Annotated in this window: 15 protein-coding genes and 1 riboswitch; of the genes, 8 read left to right on the plus strand and 7 right to left on the minus strand. The window is 69.2% G+C overall.

The window, feature by feature from the left end; translation table 11 throughout:
- The first annotated feature begins 8 nt into the window (after positions 1-8).
- The 3 genes from C8250_RS44500 to def all read left to right on the plus strand — a co-directional run bounded on the left by C8250_RS44500 (position 9) and on the right by def (position 1863).
- Positions 9-131: a biotin/lipoyl-binding protein gene (locus tag C8250_RS44500; protein ID WP_269284347.1), complete on the plus strand. Its 123-nt coding sequence runs from the start codon at positions 9-11 to the stop codon at positions 129-131.
- Between the two features lie 17 nt (positions 132-148).
- Positions 149-1144 carry a hypothetical protein gene (locus C8250_RS27950; protein ID WP_138350925.1) on the plus strand — a complete coding sequence of 332 codons (996 nt, stop codon included), beginning with the start codon at positions 149-151 and terminating at the stop codon, positions 1142-1144.
- Positions 1145-1206: 62 nt separating this feature from the next.
- Positions 1207-1863 (plus strand): peptide deformylase, encoded by a 657-nt coding sequence (gene def / locus C8250_RS27955; protein ID WP_138350924.1) that lies wholly within the window; start codon positions 1207-1209, stop codon positions 1861-1863.
- Positions 1864-1952: 89 nt separating this feature from the next.
- On the opposite strand, the gene C8250_RS27960 is transcribed toward def, so the two are convergent.
- The 4 genes from C8250_RS27960 to C8250_RS27975 all read right to left on the minus strand — a co-directional run bounded on the left by C8250_RS27960 (position 1953) and on the right by C8250_RS27975 (position 6437).
- A complete protein-coding gene (locus tag C8250_RS27960; RefSeq protein WP_138350923.1) occupies positions 1953-2984 on the minus strand; it encodes a ribonucleotide-diphosphate reductase subunit beta in 1032 nt (343 codons plus the stop codon).
- Positions 2984-5341 carry a ribonucleoside-diphosphate reductase subunit alpha gene (locus tag C8250_RS27965; RefSeq protein WP_244809401.1) on the minus strand — a complete coding sequence of 786 codons (2358 nt, stop codon included), beginning with the start codon at positions 5339-5341 and terminating at the stop codon, positions 2984-2986. The genes C8250_RS27960 and C8250_RS27965 overlap by 1 nt, the downstream gene beginning before the upstream one ends.
- A 148-nt stretch (positions 5342-5489) precedes the next feature.
- A riboswitch (cobalamin riboswitch) is annotated at positions 5490-5621 on the minus strand.
- A gap of 62 nt (positions 5622-5683) precedes the next feature.
- Positions 5684-6178, minus strand: coding sequence for a GNAT family N-acetyltransferase (locus C8250_RS27970; protein ID WP_138350921.1), 495 nt, complete (start codon positions 6176-6178; stop codon positions 5684-5686).
- A gap of 55 nt (positions 6179-6233) precedes the next feature.
- Complete coding sequence (locus tag C8250_RS27975; protein ID WP_138350920.1) at positions 6234-6437, minus strand: hypothetical protein; 204 nt, start codon at positions 6435-6437, stop codon at positions 6234-6236.
- 88 nt (positions 6438-6525) lie between these two features.
- On the opposite strand from C8250_RS27975, the gene C8250_RS27980 reads away from it, so the two are divergent.
- The gene (locus C8250_RS27980; protein WP_138350919.1) at positions 6526-7500 is read left to right on the plus strand and encodes a helix-turn-helix domain-containing protein; all 975 of its coding nucleotides are present in this window, start codon (positions 6526-6528) and stop codon (positions 7498-7500) included.
- A gap of 36 nt (positions 7501-7536) precedes the next feature.
- Here C8250_RS27980 and C8250_RS27985 read toward each other — a convergent pair whose 3' ends face one another.
- From C8250_RS27985 to C8250_RS27995, 3 genes are all read right to left on the minus strand, one after another.
- Positions 7537-9189 (minus strand): sodium:solute symporter, encoded by a 1653-nt coding sequence (locus tag C8250_RS27985; RefSeq protein WP_138350918.1) that lies wholly within the window; start codon positions 9187-9189, stop codon positions 7537-7539.
- A complete protein-coding gene (locus C8250_RS27990; RefSeq protein WP_138350917.1) occupies positions 9186-9452 on the minus strand; it encodes a DUF3311 domain-containing protein in 267 nt (88 codons plus the stop codon). Before C8250_RS27990 ends, C8250_RS27985 begins: the two co-directional genes overlap by 4 nt.
- 179 nt (positions 9453-9631) lie before the next feature.
- Complete coding sequence (locus C8250_RS27995; protein WP_138351076.1) at positions 9632-10414, minus strand: GntR family transcriptional regulator; 783 nt, start codon at positions 10412-10414, stop codon at positions 9632-9634.
- Positions 10415-10734: 320 nt separating this feature from the next.
- Here C8250_RS27995 and C8250_RS28000 point away from each other — a divergent pair, with 320 nt between their 5' ends.
- From C8250_RS28000 to C8250_RS28015, 4 genes are all read left to right on the plus strand, one after another.
- A complete protein-coding gene (locus tag C8250_RS28000; protein WP_138350916.1) occupies positions 10735-12030 on the plus strand; it encodes an extracellular solute-binding protein in 1296 nt (431 codons plus the stop codon).
- Between the two features lie 114 nt (positions 12031-12144).
- The gene (locus C8250_RS28005; RefSeq protein ID WP_138350915.1) at positions 12145-13152 is read left to right on the plus strand and encodes a sugar ABC transporter permease; all 1008 of its coding nucleotides are present in this window, start codon (positions 12145-12147) and stop codon (positions 13150-13152) included.
- Entirely contained in the window at positions 13149-14003 is an 855-nt protein-coding gene (locus C8250_RS28010) for a carbohydrate ABC transporter permease (protein ID WP_244809403.1), read from the plus strand. Before C8250_RS28005 ends, C8250_RS28010 begins: the two co-directional genes overlap by 4 nt.
- On the plus strand, positions 14000-15544 hold the full coding sequence (locus C8250_RS28015; RefSeq protein ID WP_138350914.1) for a glycoside hydrolase family 3 protein: 1545 nt from the start codon (positions 14000-14002) through the stop codon (positions 15542-15544). Before C8250_RS28010 ends, C8250_RS28015 begins: the two co-directional genes overlap by 4 nt.
- Positions 15545-15556 lie beyond the last annotated feature (12 nt).

A 15556-nucleotide genomic window follows, 5' to 3' on the forward strand; every position in this document is an offset into this window, starting at 1 on the left:
GCGTCGTCATGCTGGAGACCGTGGAGCAGGAAATCCCGGTACTCACCGAGATGCCGGGAATCGTCACCGGGCTGAAAGTGTCCGAGGGGGACGTGGTGCGGAAAGGCGACGTCCCGGCCGTGATCGGCTGAGCAGGCAGGCGGGAATCGTGAGGATCTTCGGCAGAGTGCGGCACCGGCCCTCCCCTACGTGGCGGCAGGCCACCGACCGCGCCTTCTCGCTCATCGGCGACGGGCGCTACGAGGACGCGGGCGCGCTGCTGACGCGCGCCGCCGACATGGAACCGTGGCTCTCCGAGTCCTGGTACAACCTCGCGCTGCTGCACAAGTTCCGCCACGACTGGGAGCAGGCCCGCACCGCCGGGCTGCGTGCCGTGGCCCTGCTGGACCGCGACTCCGGCGCCCCGGACTGGTGGAACCTCGGCATCGCCGCCACCGCCCTGCAGGACTGGCCGCTGGCCCGCCGCTCCTGGCAGGCGTACGGGCTGCGGCTGCCGTCCGGCTCCGCCGAGAGCGCCTCCGAGGAAGCGGTCCGGCTGGCGCTGGGCAGCGCCGCCGTAAGGCTGTCGCCGGAGGGCGAGGCCGAGGTCGTCTGGGGCCGCCGGCTGGATCCGGCCAGGATCGAGGTGCTGAGCATCCCGCTGCCGTCCTCGGGCCGCCGCTGGGGCGAGGTCGTGCTGCACGACGGCGTCCCGCACGGTGAGCGCGCCACCGCGGAGGGCTCCGCGAAGTCCGTGTACCCGGTGTTCGACGAGATCGAGCTGTGGGCGCCCTCGCCGGTGCCCACCTGGCTGGTCCTGCTGGAGGCCGCCACCGCGGCCGACCGGGACGCCCTGGAGCGGCTGGCCGCCGACGCCGGCTTCGCCGCCGAGGACTGGTCGTCCTCCGTGCGGCTGCTCTGCCGTACCTGCTCGGAGAGCCGGATGCCCACCGACGACGGCTCCGCGACCTCCCGCGACCCCCATGACCACGGTGAACCCGGCCACCCCGGCCACCTCAGCCACCACAGCGCGGGCTCCCTCTGGGTCCCCGAACGTGAGTGCGGGATAGCGGCGCCCGCCGCCCTCGTACGAGGCCTTCTCGACAGCTGGATCGCGGACAGCCCGGACACCCGGGACTGGCGTGATCTGGAGGAGGTCTGCTGACCTTGCGCGGCCCCGTACGCTTGACGGGTCTATGACGGAATTGGGAAGGCGTACGGCGGAACATGTCGCAGCAGGAAACCGAGAAGCAGCAGGACCGGCACGCGCACGAGCACGGTGAAGCGTCGGAGTTCTTCGACGACACCACGGACGCCGAGGCGCGCGAGCTGGCGTACCGCGAGCGCGGGACGGCCCGCCCGATCACCGTCGTGGGCAATCCGGTGCTCCACAAGGAGTGCCGCGACGTCACGGAGTTCGACGACGCGCTCGCCGCCCTCGTGGACGACATGTTCGCGAGCCAGAAGGCCGCCGAGGGCGTCGGCCTCGCCGCCAACCAGATCGGCGTCGACCTCAAGGTCTTCGTCTACGACTGCCCGGACGACGACGGCGTGCGCCACACCGGCGCCGTCTGCAACCCCGTCCTGGACGAGATCCCCGCCGACCGGCGCGTGCTCGACGACTCCAACGAGGGCTGCCTCTCGGTGCCCGGCGCCTACATGGAACTGGCCCGCCCGGACTACGCGATCGTCCGCGGCCAGGACCTCAAGGGCAACCCCATCGCCCTGGAGGGCACCGGCTACTTCGCCCGCTGCCTCCAGCACGAGACCGACCACCTGTACGGCTACCTGTACATCGACCGGCTCTCCAAGCGCGACCGCAAGGACGTGCTGCGCCAGATGGAAGAAGCCACCCCCAAGTTCGCCACGGTCCCCAACGACTGACCGTCGCCCGCAGCACCACGCGTAAGGGCCCCGCTCATGGAGCGGGGCCCTTACGCGTTGCCGGCCGTGGTGGCCGGCCGTCGTGGTGACTAGAAGTCGTCGTCGAAGCCGACCGTGCCCTCGACCGCCACCTGGTAGGCGGAGGCGCGGCGTTCGAAGAAGTTGGTCAGTTCCTGGACGCCCTGGAGCTCCATGAAGGAGAACGGGTTCTCCGAACCGTAGACCGGCTTGATGCCGAGCCGGGCGAGGCGCTGGTCGGCGACGCACTGGAGGTACTCGCGCATCGACTCGGTGTTCATGCCGGGCAGGCCGTCACCGCAGAGGTCGCGGCCGAACTGGAGCTCCGCCTCGACGGCCTCGCGGATCATGTCGGTGATCTGCTGGTCGAGTTCCGCGTCGAAGAGGTCCGGCTCTTCCTCCCGGACGGTGTCGACGAACGCGAACGCCGCGTCCATGTGGCCGGTCTCGTCCCGGAAGACCCAGTTGGTGCCGGTCGCCAATCCGTGCAGCAGGCCCCGCGAGCGGAACCAGTAGACGTAGGCGAAGGCACCGTAGAAGAACAGCCCCTCGATGCAGGCCGCGAAGCAGATGAGGTTGAGCAGGAAGCGGCGCCGGTCGGACTTCGACTCCAGCCGGTCGATCTTCTCGACGGAGTCCATCCACTTGAAGCAGAACTGCGCCTTCTCGCGGATCGACGGGATGCTCTCGACCGCGTCGAACGCGGCGGCCCGGTCGTCCGGATCGGGGAGGTACGTGTCGAGCAGCGTCAGATAGAACTGGACGTGCACGGCCTCCTCGAAGAGCTGGCGGGACAGGTAGAGCCGGGCCTCGGGCGAGTTGATGTGCTTGTAGAGCGTGAGCACGAGGTTGTTGGAGACGATCGAGTCACCGGTCGCGAAGAACGCGACGAGGCGGCCGATCATGTGCTGCTCGCCGGGGGAGAGCTTGGCGAGGTCGGCGACGTCGGAGTGGAGGTCGACCTCCTCGACGGACCAGGTGTTCTTGATCGCGTTGTGGTAGCGCTCGTAGAACTCCGGGTAGCGCATCGGACGCAGGGTCAGCTCGAAGCCCGGGTCGAGGAGGTGCTTCTCGTGCGTCGTCGTGTTGGTGGTGGTCGGCATTACTGGCAGGCCTCGCAGGACTCGGGGTTTTCCAGGGAGCAGGCGACGGCGTCGTCGTCCGTCGTCTGCTGGACGGGGATGGGCGCGGGCACGGCGGCGGCCGGTGCTGCCGCGGCGGCGCGGGCGATCCGGGTGGCCGGCCGGGACCGCAGGTAGTACGTGGTCTTCAGGCCCTGCTTCCAGGCGTACGCGTACATCGAGCTGAGCTTGCCGATGGTCGGCGAGGCCATGAAGAGGTTCAGCGACTGGCTCTGGTCGAGGTACGGGGTGCGTGCCGCGGCCATGTCGATCAGGGCGCGCTGCGGCAGCTCCCAGGCGGTGCGGTACAGGGCGCGCACCTCGGCCGGGATCCAGGTGAAGCCCTCGACGGAGCCGTTGGACTCGCGCAGCGCCTCGCGGGACTGGGCGTCCCAGACGCCGAGCTCCTTGAGCTCGTTCACCAGGTAGGAGTTGACCTGGAGGAACTCACCCGACAGCGTCTCGCGCTTGAAGAGGTTGGAGACCTGCGGCTCGATGCACTCGTAGACACCGGCGATCGAGGCGATCGTCGCGGTCGGCGCGATGGCCAGCAGCAGGGAGTTGCGCATGCCGGTCTTCGCGATCCGGGCGCGCAGCGCGTCCCAGCGCTCCGGCCAGAGCGACTCGGCGGTGTCGTAGTGGTCGGGGTGCAGCACGCCCTGGGCGGTACGGGTCTGCTCCCAGCCGGGGTGCGGGCCGTGCCGCTCGGCGAGGGTGGCGGACGCCTCGTAAGCGGCGAGCATGATCCGCTCCGAGATGCGGGTGGACAGCGTCCGCGCCTCGGCGCAGTCGAACGGCAGCCGCAGCTTGAAGAAGACGTCCTGCAGGCCCATCAGGCCCAGGCCGACCGGCCGCCAGCGGGAGTTCGACGCGCCGGCCTGGTCGGTCGGGTAGAAGTTGATGTCCACCACGCGGTCGAGGAAGGTGACGGCGGTGCGGACGGTGGCGTCGAGCTTCTCCCAGTCCATCTCGCCGTCGGTGCCCAGGTGCGCGGAGAGGTTCACCGAGCCGAGGTTGCAGACGGCGGTCTCGCCGTCGTCGGAGACCTCCAGGATCTCCGTGCACAGGTTCGAGGAGTGGACCACGTTGCCGGGCAGCGCCGTCTGGTTGGCGGTGCGGTTGGCGGAGTCCTTGAAGTTCAGCCAGCCGTTGCCGGTCTGCGCGAGGGTGCGCATCATCCGGGCGTAGAGCTGGCGGGCCGGGATGGTCTTGATGGCCAGACCGGCGGACTCGGCCTTGCGGTAGGCCTCGTCGAAGTCGCCGCCCCACAGGTCGACGAGCTCGGGTACGTCGGCGGGGGAGAACAGCGACCAGTCGGTGTCCGCGTCCACCCGGCGCATGAACTCGTCGGGGATCCAGTGCGCGAGGTTCAGGTTGTGCGTACGCCTGGCCTCCTCACCGGTGTTGTCGCGCAGCTCCAGGAACTCCTCGATGTCGGCGTGCCACGTCTCCAGGTAGACGGCGGCGGCGCCCTTGCGCCGGCCGCCCTGGTTGACGGCGGCGACGGACGCGTCGAGGGTGCGCAGGAACGGGACGATGCCGTTGGAGTGCCCGTTGGTGCCGCGGATCAGCGAGCCGCGGGAGCGGATCCGGCTGAACGGGATGCCGATGCCGCCGGCGTGCTTCGACAGCCGGGCGACCTGGTGGTAGCGGTCGTAGATGGAGTCCAGCTCGTCGAGCGGGGAGTCCAGCAGGTAGCAGGACGACATCTGCGGGTGCCGGGTACCGGAGTTGAAGAGCGTGGGGGAGCTGGGGAGGTAGGAGAGCGTGCTGGTCAGCGCGTAGAGCTCGCCGACCTCGACGAGGGCGCGCACCGAGTGGTCCGCGGCCAGACCGCAGGCGACGCGCAGCAGGAAGTGCTGCGGGGTCTCGATGACCTGGCGGGTGATCGGGTGCCGGAGCAGGTAGCGGCTGTGCAGGGTGCGCAGGCCGAAGTACTCGAGGCGGTCGTCGGCGGTGTCGTCGATCATCGCGTCCAGGCGGGCGGCGTGCAGCATGACGAACTCGGCCGTGGCGTCGGCGATCAGGCCTTCGCGGTGCCCGACGGCGATGGAGGCGGAGAAGGAGACGGCGCCCTGCCCCGCCGCCTCGTCGGCGACCGCGCGGGCCAGCAGCCGGGCCGCGAGCCGGCTGTACTGGGGGTCCTCGGAGATCAGTCCGGCGGCGGCCTCGGTGGCCAGCGCCCGCAGTTCGGCCTCGTCCGATCCGGCGTTGCGGCCGCGGAGGGCGGCAGCGGCGACCCGGCCGGGGTCGGTGTCGGGGAGGTCGACGGTCAGTTCCGTCAGGGTGTGCAGCAGGATGGTTCCTGCTGAGGCGGGGGCTGCGGGCGCGATGGTCACGTTGGTGCTCTCTCCCTCGAACGCGGCGACGGCGTCGCGAGGGGGGAGGAGCAGGCGCGTTCGGGCACACCGCATCAGGGCAGGGGTGTGCCATATCGCGTCCGCCGGCCCAACCCGCGAGGCCCGGACAACACTGCACCCGGAAGGCAGGACCGGATGCGCCGTCAGCAGGTGGCCGGACTGTGCGGGCGTGCGCAGGCACGACCGCTCACCGTTGCGGGGCAGTGCCGGATTCTCACCGGCTTCCCCTGCGTGGACAGCGGTCCTGAGCATACATCTAGTGGCGCCTCGCAGCGCTAACCCCAGATGTTGTGTCTGGTGTGGTGCGCGGTGGACGGTGCGTTACAACGGGAGGGCGTACGTGAAGAGGTGGACGTCCGGAACGGGCGACCAGTCGCGGTCCGGCGTGCGCCGGAATCCGAGCCGTTCGTAGATGCGGTGGGCGCCGGTCATCGACTGCTGGGTGGACATCACCAGTTGCCGTACGCCGAGGGCACGGGCCCGTTCCACACACGCGAGGACGAGTGCCTCGCCGGTGCCGCGGCCGCGCGCGGCCGGGTCGACGGCCAGCATCCGGAACTCCGCCTCGCCGTCCCGGGCTATGTCGCCCCAGGGGCTGCCGGGAGGGGCGAACGTCACGCAGCCGAGCAGCGTGTCGTCCGCCGCGTCGACCGCGACGAGCACCTCCGCGGAGACGGCGCGGGCGCGGGCATCGCGCAGTTTCGGGGCGTACTGGCCGTCCGGCTGGGTGTGGCCGTCGGCGATGAAGGCGTCGGCGGTGATGCGGCCTGCCTCATCGAGCTCGTCCGCGCGCGCGGGGCGGATGATGATGTCCATCCCCGCAGTCTGCCGCATGGCCGGCGCCGGCCTTCGCGGAGTGCGGCGGGTGCATTCAGACGACCGGGCTGAAGGCGCCGCGGGTGGGCTCGGCCGACCTGAGGGCCGACGCCGACTGCTCCTCGTGACGCCGCTCCGCGGCCCTCGCGGCGCGGATCTGGCGGGAGATGCGGAGCTCGACGCGGAAGCCGATCAGGGCGGGCAGGGCGACGAGGAGGATCAGGGCGGTGGCGGCCAGGAGGCCGAGGAATGTGTTCATGCATCTATTTTCGGGCGGGCGGCCCCGCCACGGGAGTGGCAGGACTGACTCACTACCGCTAATTACTGCCAAGTGGGATGCTGGAACCATGCTGGAAAACGTGGCAGTGGTTCTGATGGACGGCGGACACGCCTTCGAACTGGGCGTTGTCTGTGAAGTCTTCGGCATCGACCGCAGTGAGCAGGGGCTGCCCGTCTACGACTTCGCCGTCGTCGGCATCGGGAAGCACCCCGTCCATCTGCACAACGGCATGGACGTCTCGACGCCGTACGGTGTCGACCGGCTGGAGGAGGCGGACCTCATCGCCGTCCCGGCCGGGTGCGACTACCCCGAGCGGGCGGAGTACCCGCCGGAGCTGCTGCGCGCGCTGCGCGGCGCCGTGGAGCGGGGCGGCCGGGTGCTCAGCGTGTGCTCGGGAGCGTTCGTGCTGGGCGCGGCCGGGCTGCTGGACGGCCGGAGCTGCACCACGCACTGGCGGCACACCGAGGCGCTGTCGCGCCGCTTCCCGCTCGCACAGGTCGAGGCGGACGTGCTGTACGTGGATGACGACCCGGTGATCACGTCGGCCGGCACGGCGGCGGGCATCGACGCCTGTCTGCACCTGGTCCGCAAGGAGCAGGGCAGCGCGGTGGCCACCGGCATCGCCCGGCGCATGGTCGTGCCGCCGCACCGGGAGGGCGGGCAGGCGCAGTACGTGGACCGGCCACTGCCGCGCGGCCGGTGCGACACCGTGGGCGCGGTGCTCAGCTGGATGGAGCGCCATCTGGACCGTGAGGTGACCGTCGAGGAGCTGGCCGCCCGCGCCCATATGTCGCCGCGCACGTTCGCCCGCCGCTTCCAGCAGGAGACGGGCACCACCCCGTACCGCTGGCTGCTGGGCCAGCGGGTGCTGCTGGCGCGCGAGTTGCTGGAGGGGACGGACGAGACGATGGAGGCGATCGCCACCCGCGCGGGCCTCGGCAGCGCGGCGACCCTGCGCCATCACTTCGCCCAGTGGGTGGGCACCACCCCGCAGGCCTACCGCCGGACGTTCCGGGACCCGGTGCCCGCGCGGAGCGCGTGACACCGGGTCCCGGGGAACCGCGGAGGAACCGGAAGCTCAGGAAACCACCAGTGGCAGTTCCTCCTTGGCGTCCGGCTCTCCGGTGCCCTTGACGCCCGGCTCACCGGAGTCGGCCGTGTAGTCGGAGGGCGAGGTCTCGTCGACGCCCTCGGGCGCCTTGAGCGCCTTGAGGACGAAGGTCAGGACGACCGCCACGACTATGTTGATCACGAAGGCCGTGAGGCCGATGTAGCCCTTCTCGCCGATGTACGGGATCAGGTCGGCGTTCCCGGCGAAGTGCGTCTGTGCCGGGGTGTGCTGCTCGTACGCCTTCCAGGTGCCGTAGACCATGCCCGCGGCCCAGCCGGCCAGTAGCGCCCAGCGGTGGAACCACCGGGTGAACAGCCCGCCGACGATGGCCGGGACGGTCTGCAGGATCCAGATGCCGCCCAGCAGCTGGAAGTTGATCGCGACCGTCTTGTCCATGGTGAGGACGAAGATCAGCGCGCCGACCTTCACCAGCAGCGACACCAGCTTGGAGACCTTGGTCTCCTGCGCGGGGGTCGCGTCGGGCTTGATGAAGTCCTTGTAGATGTTGCGGGTGAACAGGTTCGCCGCGGCGATCGACATGATGGCCGCGGGCACCAGCGCGCCGATGCCGATCGCGGCGAACGCCACCCCCGCGAACCAGTCAGGGAACATGTTCTCGAACAGCTGCGGGATCGCCGTCTGCGGGTTGTAGCCCTTCACCCCGACACCGACGCCGGCCGCCAGCGCCATGAAGCCGAGCATCGCCAGCAGGCCCAGCATCAGGGAGTACAGCGGCAGGATGGTGGTGTTGCGGCGGATGACGTTGCGGCTCTTGCCGGACAGCACCGCGGTCACCGAGTGCGGGTACAGGAACAGCGCCATGGCCGAGCCGAGCGCCAGGGTCGCGTACGCCCACTGCGCTTGCGGCCCGGAGACCAGCGAGCCCTTGGGCTTCCCGGTCGCCGGGTTGACGGTGGCGTACGCCTTGCCCGCCTTGTCGAAGATGTCGTCGAACCCGCCCAGTTTGTACGGGATGTAGATGATCGCCACCGCGATGACGATGTAGATCAGCGCGTCCTTGACGAACGCGATCATCGCGGGCGCGCGCAGCCCCGAGGAGTACGTGTACGCCGCGAGCACCCCGAACGCGATCAGCAGCGGCAGGTCCTTCATGAACCAGCTGGAGTTCTCGCCGCCGCCCACGCCCATCACGTCCAGGACCGCCTGGATCCCGACGAGTTGCAGCGCGATGTACGGCATCGTGGCGAGGATGCCGGTGACGGCCATCGCCAGCGACAGGCCCTTGGAGCCGAAGCGGCCGCGGATGAAGTCCGAGGACGTGACGTAGCCGTGCTTGTGGGAGATCGACCAGAGCCGCGGCAGGAAGAGGAAGACCAGGGGGTACGTGATGATCGTGTACGGCACCGCGAAGAAGCCGGCCGCGCCCGCCGCGTAGATCGCCGCCGGGACGGCGACGAAGGTGTACGCCGTGTAGAGGTCGCCGCCGAGCAGGAACCAGGTGATCCAGGTGCCGAAGCTCCGGCCGCCCAGGCCCCATTCGTCCAGGCTCAGCGCGTTGTCGGCGCGCCGCCAGCGGGCCGCCAGGAAGCCGAGGACGGTGACCGCCACGAAGAAGAAGATGAAGACGCCGAGCGCCACACCGTTGACTCCACCGGTCATGACGCGGCTCCCTTGCGTGCGCGTTCCTCACGGCGGACCAGGAGGTAGGCGATCGTGGTCAGTCCGGCCGAGATGAAGACCCAGGCCATCTGGTACCAGTAGAAGAACGGGATGCCGATGAACTCCGGCGTCAGACGCGCGTAGGAGCTGACCCACAGCATCGCGACCAACGGGATGACCAGGCATACACCGGCCACCACACGCGAAGGTGTGACGACCGGTGTGCGGTTGGGCGTGGGTGATGTTTCCGGTGGTGCTGACATCTTCTCGGCTCCGTCCCCTAGAGCGAATCTCCTGCGTAATGCGCAGGAAATCTAGGGCAGCACTCCGCCACACGTCACTAGCGGTCCGCATATCGGTACGGACTCGATTCCGGACGAGAGGGGAATCGGGTGGATCGGAGCCGGTTCGGCCGGAATGCGGCCCGGCGGTCGGTCGGTGGTCAGTCGGTGGGGCGGCTCAGCCTGGCGACGAACTTGTACCGGTCGCCGCGGTAGACGGAACGCACCCATTCGACCGGTTCGCCCGTGGTGTCGATGGAGTGCCGGGACAGCATGAGCATCGGCAGACCGACGTCCGTGCCGAGCAGGCCGGCCTCCCGGGGTGTGGCCAGCGAGGTCTCGATGGTCTCCTCGGCCTCGGCCAGCCGTACGTCGTAGACCTCCGCCAGCGCCGTGTACAGAGAGGTGTACTTGGCGAGGCTGCGGCGCAGCGCGGGGAAGCGCTTCGCCGACAGATGGGTGATCTCGATGGCCATCGGCTCGCTGTTGGCGAGCCGCAGCCGCTCGATGCGCAGGACCCGGCCGCCGGTCTTCATGTCGAGGAGGCCGGCGAGCCGGTCGTCCGCGGTGATGTAGCCGATGTCCAGGAGCTGTGATGTGGGCTCCAGGCCCTGGGCGCGCATGTCCTCCGTGTACGAGGTGAGTTGCAGTGCCTGGGAGACCTTCGGCTTGGCGACGAAGGTGCCCTTGCCCTGGATGCGTTCGAGGCGCCCCTCGACGACCAGTTCCTGCAGGGCCTGCCGCACGGTGGTGCGGGAGGTGTCGAATTCCGCCGCGAGCGTGCGCTCGGGCGGGACCGGTGTGCCGGGCGGCATCGTCTGCGTGATGTCCAGCAGATGTCGCTTGAGGCGGTAGTACTTGGGCACACGTGCGGTGCGCCCGGCGGCGCCCGCCGTCTCCGGCACGTCCGATGCCGGCGTGCCGCCGCCCCCGTCGCTGTCCATGACGTCTACTCCCGACTGCTGTCGTGCTGCCGTCACCGGCTCCTCCGTCTATCGCGGCTCACATGGTGGCACGGGCTGCTGTGGTGCAGGGAGGCGATGGCAGGTGACGTCCCCCTCAGGTGTCGGTCCGATAACAGACCTAACAGCGCTTCTTATACACCCTTGACACCCCTAAAGGTCTAGGCCAAGCTGCGCTCACTGGTCTAAACCATTAAAGACCAATCCCAGACCCACAAGCAGGACGCGGCATTTGCCGTGTCTCGCGGCAGCCGACTTTTCGGGCGGTGGGGGGTGGTTTCGGGCATCCTGAGGAGGGTGGCATGAAGCGCAAGCTCATCGCGGCAATCGGTGTCGCGACCATGATCGCGGGCGTCGCAGCGTGTGGCAGCGACAAGAAGGACGACACGGCCGCGAAGCCGGCGGACCGCAAGGACACCGTGACCGTCTGGCTCATGAGTGACGCCCAGAGCACCTGGCCGGAGCTGGTCAAGAGCGTCAACGACCAGTTCAAGGCGAAGTACCCGAACGTCACCGTGAAGGTGCAGTACCAGCAGTGGAGCGACAAGGTCCAGAAGCTGGACGCCGCGCTCTCCGGCTCCAGCGCCCCGGATGTCGTCGAGCTCGGCAACACCGAGACCATGACGTACATCCTCAACGGTGCCCTCGCCGAGGTCGACAAGACCAAGTTCGAGAATTCGGCCACCTGGATCAAGGGCCTCGAGGACACCTGCTCGTACCAGGGCAAGCTCTACTGCGTGCCGTACTACGCCGGTGCCCGTGTGGCGATCTACAACGCCGATGTCTTCAAGGCCGCCACCGGCTCCGCCGACCTGCCTAAGACCGAGACCGACCTGACCGCCGCGCTGGACAAGATCGCGGCCGCGAAGGGCGCCGACAAGGCGTACTCGCCGCTCTACCTGCCGGGCGAGTACTGGTACGCGGCCATGTCCTACGTCAAGGCGTACGGCGGCCAGATCGCCAAGTACGACGGCGGCAAGTGGACCGGCACCCTGTCCTCCCCGGAGGCCCAGGAAGGTCTGAAGCACTTCATCGAGCTGGTCAACAAGTACAACCACGGTGACAAGACCAAGGACGAGGCGGACCACGCCGCGGTCATGGCCCAGGAGAAGACCGCGCTGATCTACGGCAACGGCTGGGAGTCCGGCAGCGTCGTCGACACCAAGGCGCCCGGCAACCCGAAGCTGAAGGACGCCATCAAGACGGCCGGTATGCCCGGCCCGAACGGCAAGGCGCTGCCGTCCTTCATCGGTGGCTCGGACCTCGCCGTCGTCGGCAAGTCCAAGGTGCAGGACCTCGCCAAGGAGTGGATCGCCAGCTTCACCAGCGAGAAGTCCGAGGCCGTACTGGCCAGCAAGAAGATCCTCCCGAACAACACCAAGCAGCTCGAGCCGCTGAAGTCGGACCCGGCCACCGCGCCGATCGCCAACGCGGTGCCCGACGCCTGGTTCACCCCGATCGCTCCGGGCTGGGCCACGATCGAGAAGCAGAACATCCTCAAGAACATGCTGCTCGACATCATCAAGGGCAAGTCCATCGCCGACGCCACCAAGGCGGCCGACGACAAGATCAACTCGCTGATCAACAACGCCTCCTGATCCCAGGCCTCGCCCGTGGGGGGCGGGGAAACAGGCGCTGCGAGCGCGGACGGTCCACGGATGTGGGCCGTCCGCCTCCGCACCCGGCATGGACGACGAAGAAAGGTCAGCGAGATGAGTGCCGCCGACACGCATGCCACCGAGCCGCTGGAGCGGGGTCTCGTGAAGAGCCCGCCGCCGGCTCAGGACCGGCCCGCATCCGGGCGGGGGGCCCGCCGCCGGCCGGCCACCCGGCAGAACAGAACCCTGCCGTACTTGCTGATCACTCCGGCCCTGGTGGTCATGGCGGGCGTGCTCGGCTGGCCGCTGATCGACACCGTGGTGCTGTCCTTCCAGGACATGCGGCGCAACAACCTGTGGGGCGGCACGACACCGCCGTGGGTCGGTCTCGACCAGTACACGACGATCCTCGGCGACTCCGAGTTCTGGCATGTGTTCATCCGCACGGTCGTCTTCGTCGTCGTCTGTGTCTTCTTCACCATGTTGCTCGGGCTGCTCATAGCCATGCTGCTGCAACGGGTGTCGCCCTGGCTCCGGGTGATGATCACCAGCGCGATGGTCGCCGTCTGGGCGATGCCGCTGCTGGTCTCCACCTCGGTCTTCAAGTTCATGTTCGACTCGGACTACGGGCTGGTCAACGAGCTGCTCAGCAAGCTCCCCGGGGTCGACTACGCCGGCCACAACTGGTTCCTCAACCCCACCTCGGGGCTGGCGATCATCGCCGCCCTGGTGGTCTGGGCGGCCATCCCGTTCATCGCCATCAGCCTGCACTCGGCGCTCACCCAGGTGCCCAAGGAGCTGGAGGAGGCGGCCAGGATCGACGGCGCCAGCGGCTTCGGCATCTTCCGGTTCGTCACCTTCCCGGTGATCAAGCCGGTCTTCGTCATGACCACGACGCTGTCGATCATCTGGGACTTCGGTGTGCTCGGCCAGGTGCTGCTGATGCGCAACAACCACCCGGAGCCGGACTACCAGCTGCTGGGCCTCTACTCCTTCACCCAGGCGTTCACCAGTAACTCCTTCAGCACGGGTGCCGCGATCTCCATCATCACCGTGGTGATGCTGTCCGGCGTCTCCGTCTACTACCTGCGCCAGCTGATGAAGATCGGAGAGGTCGAGTGACTACCGCCGCCAAGGTCACCTACAAGAGCAAGAAGAAGAACCGCACCGGCTGGAACATCCTCGGCCTGCTCACCTTCGTGGTCATGGGCTTCCCGGTCTACTGGATGGTCATCACCGCGCTCCGGCCCAGCACCGAGATCCTCAGCTACCACCAGAAGCTCTGGCCGAGCTCGATCACGTTCGACCAGTTCCACCGGGCGATGGACATGCCCAACTTCTGGGACAACGTGAAGAGCAGCGTGATCATCTCGCTGTTCAGCGTCATCATCGCCATCGGCGTCGGGCTGCTCGCCGCCTACGCGCTGGGCCGCTTCCACTTCTGGGGCCGCCGCGGGCTGATGATCACGCTGCTGCTGATCCAGATGATCCCCGGCACCTCGATGCTGATCCCCATCTACATCCAGCTCAACGACATGGGCGGGCTGAACCAGTACTGGGGCGTCATCGTCGTGTACGCGGCGACGACGCTGCCCTTCTCGGTGTGGATGCTGCGCGGATTCATCGTCAACATCCCCAAGGAGCTGGAGGAGTCGGCCATGGTCGACGGCTGCAGCCAGATGGCCGCCTTCCGCCGCGTGGTCTTCCCGCTGCTGGCACCCGGCCTGGTCGCCGCCTCGATCTACGCCCTGATGACGGCCTGGAACGAATACCTTTTCGCTTACGTCCTCCTCCAGGACAACGACAAGTACACACTCAGCATTTGGCTGCTGAACTTCACCGGTCAGCGCGGCACCGACTTCGGCGCGCTGATGGCGGGCTCCATCCTGGTGGCCCTGCCCGTGGTGATCTTCTTCGTCATGGTCCAGCGCAAGGTCGCTTCCGGTCTGACCGCCGGGGCGGTGAAGGGATGACCGTCATTTCTACCGACTCCGCCCCCGACACCCTCATCCGGGACGCGCTCGCCGTCCTGCAGCCGGGATTCATCGGGACCACCGCACCCGAGTGGCTGCTGCTCCGGCTCGCCGAAGGCCTCGGCTCCGTGGCGCTGTTCGCCCGGAACATCGAATCGCCCGAGCAGCTGTCCGCGCTCACCGCGCAGTTGCGCGCGGTACGGGCGGACGTGCTGGTCGCGGCCGACGAGGAGGGCGGTGACGTCACCCGCCTCGAAGCGCGGACCGGCTCGTCCTTCCCCGGCAACCTCGCGCTCGGCGCGGTCGACGACGCGGACCTGACGCAGGAGGTGGCGGCGGAGCTCGGCCGCCGGCTCGGCACCTGCGGGGTCAACTTCAACTGGGCGCCGTCCGCGGACGTCAACTCCGACCCCGGCAACCCGGTGATCGGCGTACGGTCCTTCGGCTCGGACCCGCACCTCGTCGCACGCAACACCGCCGCGTACATCACCGGTCTGCAGTCCGCCGGGGTGGCGGCCTGCACCAAGCACTTCCCCGGCCACGGCGACACGGCCGTCGACTCGCACCACTCGATGCCCAACATCGAGGTCGGCCTGCAGACCCTGCAGGACCGTGAACTGGTGCCGTTCCGGGCCGCCGTCGCAGCCGGGACCAAGGCCGTGATGAGCGCCCACATCCTGGTGCCGGCCCTCGACCCGGACCGGCCCGCCACGCTCAGCCCCAGCGCGCTCAACGGGCTGCTGCGCGCGCCCGCCGCGGAGGGCGGCCTCGGTTACGACGGACTCATCGTCACCGACGGCATCGAGATGCAGGCCATCGCGGCGACGTACGGCATCGAGCGCGGCACCGTCATGGCGCTGCTGGCCGGTGCCGACGCCATCTGTGTCGGCGGAGGTCTCGCCGACGAGGAGACCGTGCTGCGGCTCCGCGACGCCATCGTTCGTGCGGTGCGCGACGGCGATCTGCCCGAGGAGCGGCTTGCCGACGCCGCCGCCCGGGTGCGGTCGCTCGCGGCATGGACGGCCGAGCGGTCGGGTGCGGCGGAGGGGACCGCACCCGACCCCGAGGTCGGCCTCATCGCGGCCCGCCGGGCCGTGCGGGTGACCCGTACGGAGGAGTACGTACCGATCGCGACCGCGCCGTACGTGGCCGCCTTCACCCCGGTCGCGAACATCGCGGTCGGCGCCGAGACGCCCTGGGGGGTGGCCGCGGAACTGGAGCGGCTGCTGCCCGGCACCGTGACCGGCACCTTCCGCGCGGCGGACGCCGAGGCCGGCGGGGCGGACGCCCTCTGCGCGAAAGTGCTGCAGTCCGCGTCCGACCGTAGGATCGTCGCAGTGGTCCGCGACGTGCACCGCCACGCGTGGATGGCCGACGCTCTGGACGCCCTGCTCGCCGCCCGGCCCGACACGGTCGTGGTGGAGATGGGGGTGCCCCAGGCGCCGCCCTCCGGCGCGCTGCACATCGCGACCCATGGCGCTGCCCGTGTGTGCGGGCGAGCAGCCGCGGAGGTCATCGCCGGCAAGGAAGCCGGGCTCTGACCGGCGCGGAGG

Source organism: Streptomyces sp. So13.3 (assembly GCF_005860785.2).
Taxonomy (GTDB): Bacteria; Actinomycetota; Actinomycetes; order Streptomycetales; family Streptomycetaceae; genus Actinacidiphila; species Actinacidiphila fildesensis.

Coding starts and splice junctions, on each gene's coding strand:
- C8250_RS27985 (WP_138350918.1), bottom strand. CDS start 9,189: ATGACCGGTGGAGTCAACGGTGTGGCGCTCGGCGTCTTCATCTTCTTC.
- C8250_RS44500 (WP_269284347.1), top strand. CDS start 9: ATGCTGGAGACCGTGGAGCAGGAAATCCCGGTACTCACCGAGATGCCG.
- def (WP_138350924.1), top strand. CDS start 1,207: ATGTCGCAGCAGGAAACCGAGAAGCAGCAGGACCGGCACGCGCACGAG.
- C8250_RS27995 (WP_138351076.1), bottom strand. CDS start 10,414: ATGGACAGCGACGGGGGCGGCGGCACGCCGGCATCGGACGTGCCGGAG.
- C8250_RS27980 (WP_138350919.1), top strand. CDS start 6,526: ATGCTGGAAAACGTGGCAGTGGTTCTGATGGACGGCGGACACGCCTTC.
- C8250_RS27975 (WP_138350920.1), bottom strand. CDS start 6,437: ATGAACACATTCCTCGGCCTCCTGGCCGCCACCGCCCTGATCCTCCTC.
- C8250_RS28005 (WP_138350915.1), top strand. CDS start 12,145: ATGAGTGCCGCCGACACGCATGCCACCGAGCCGCTGGAGCGGGGTCTC.
- C8250_RS27960 (WP_138350923.1), bottom strand. CDS start 2,984: ATGCCGACCACCACCAACACGACGACGCACGAGAAGCACCTCCTCGAC.
- C8250_RS27970 (WP_138350921.1), bottom strand. CDS start 6,178: ATGGACATCATCATCCGCCCCGCGCGCGCGGACGAGCTCGATGAGGCA.
- C8250_RS27990 (WP_138350917.1), bottom strand. CDS start 9,452: ATGTCAGCACCACCGGAAACATCACCCACGCCCAACCGCACACCGGTC.
- C8250_RS28015 (WP_138350914.1), top strand. CDS start 14,000: ATGACCGTCATTTCTACCGACTCCGCCCCCGACACCCTCATCCGGGAC.
- C8250_RS28000 (WP_138350916.1), top strand. CDS start 10,735: ATGAAGCGCAAGCTCATCGCGGCAATCGGTGTCGCGACCATGATCGCG.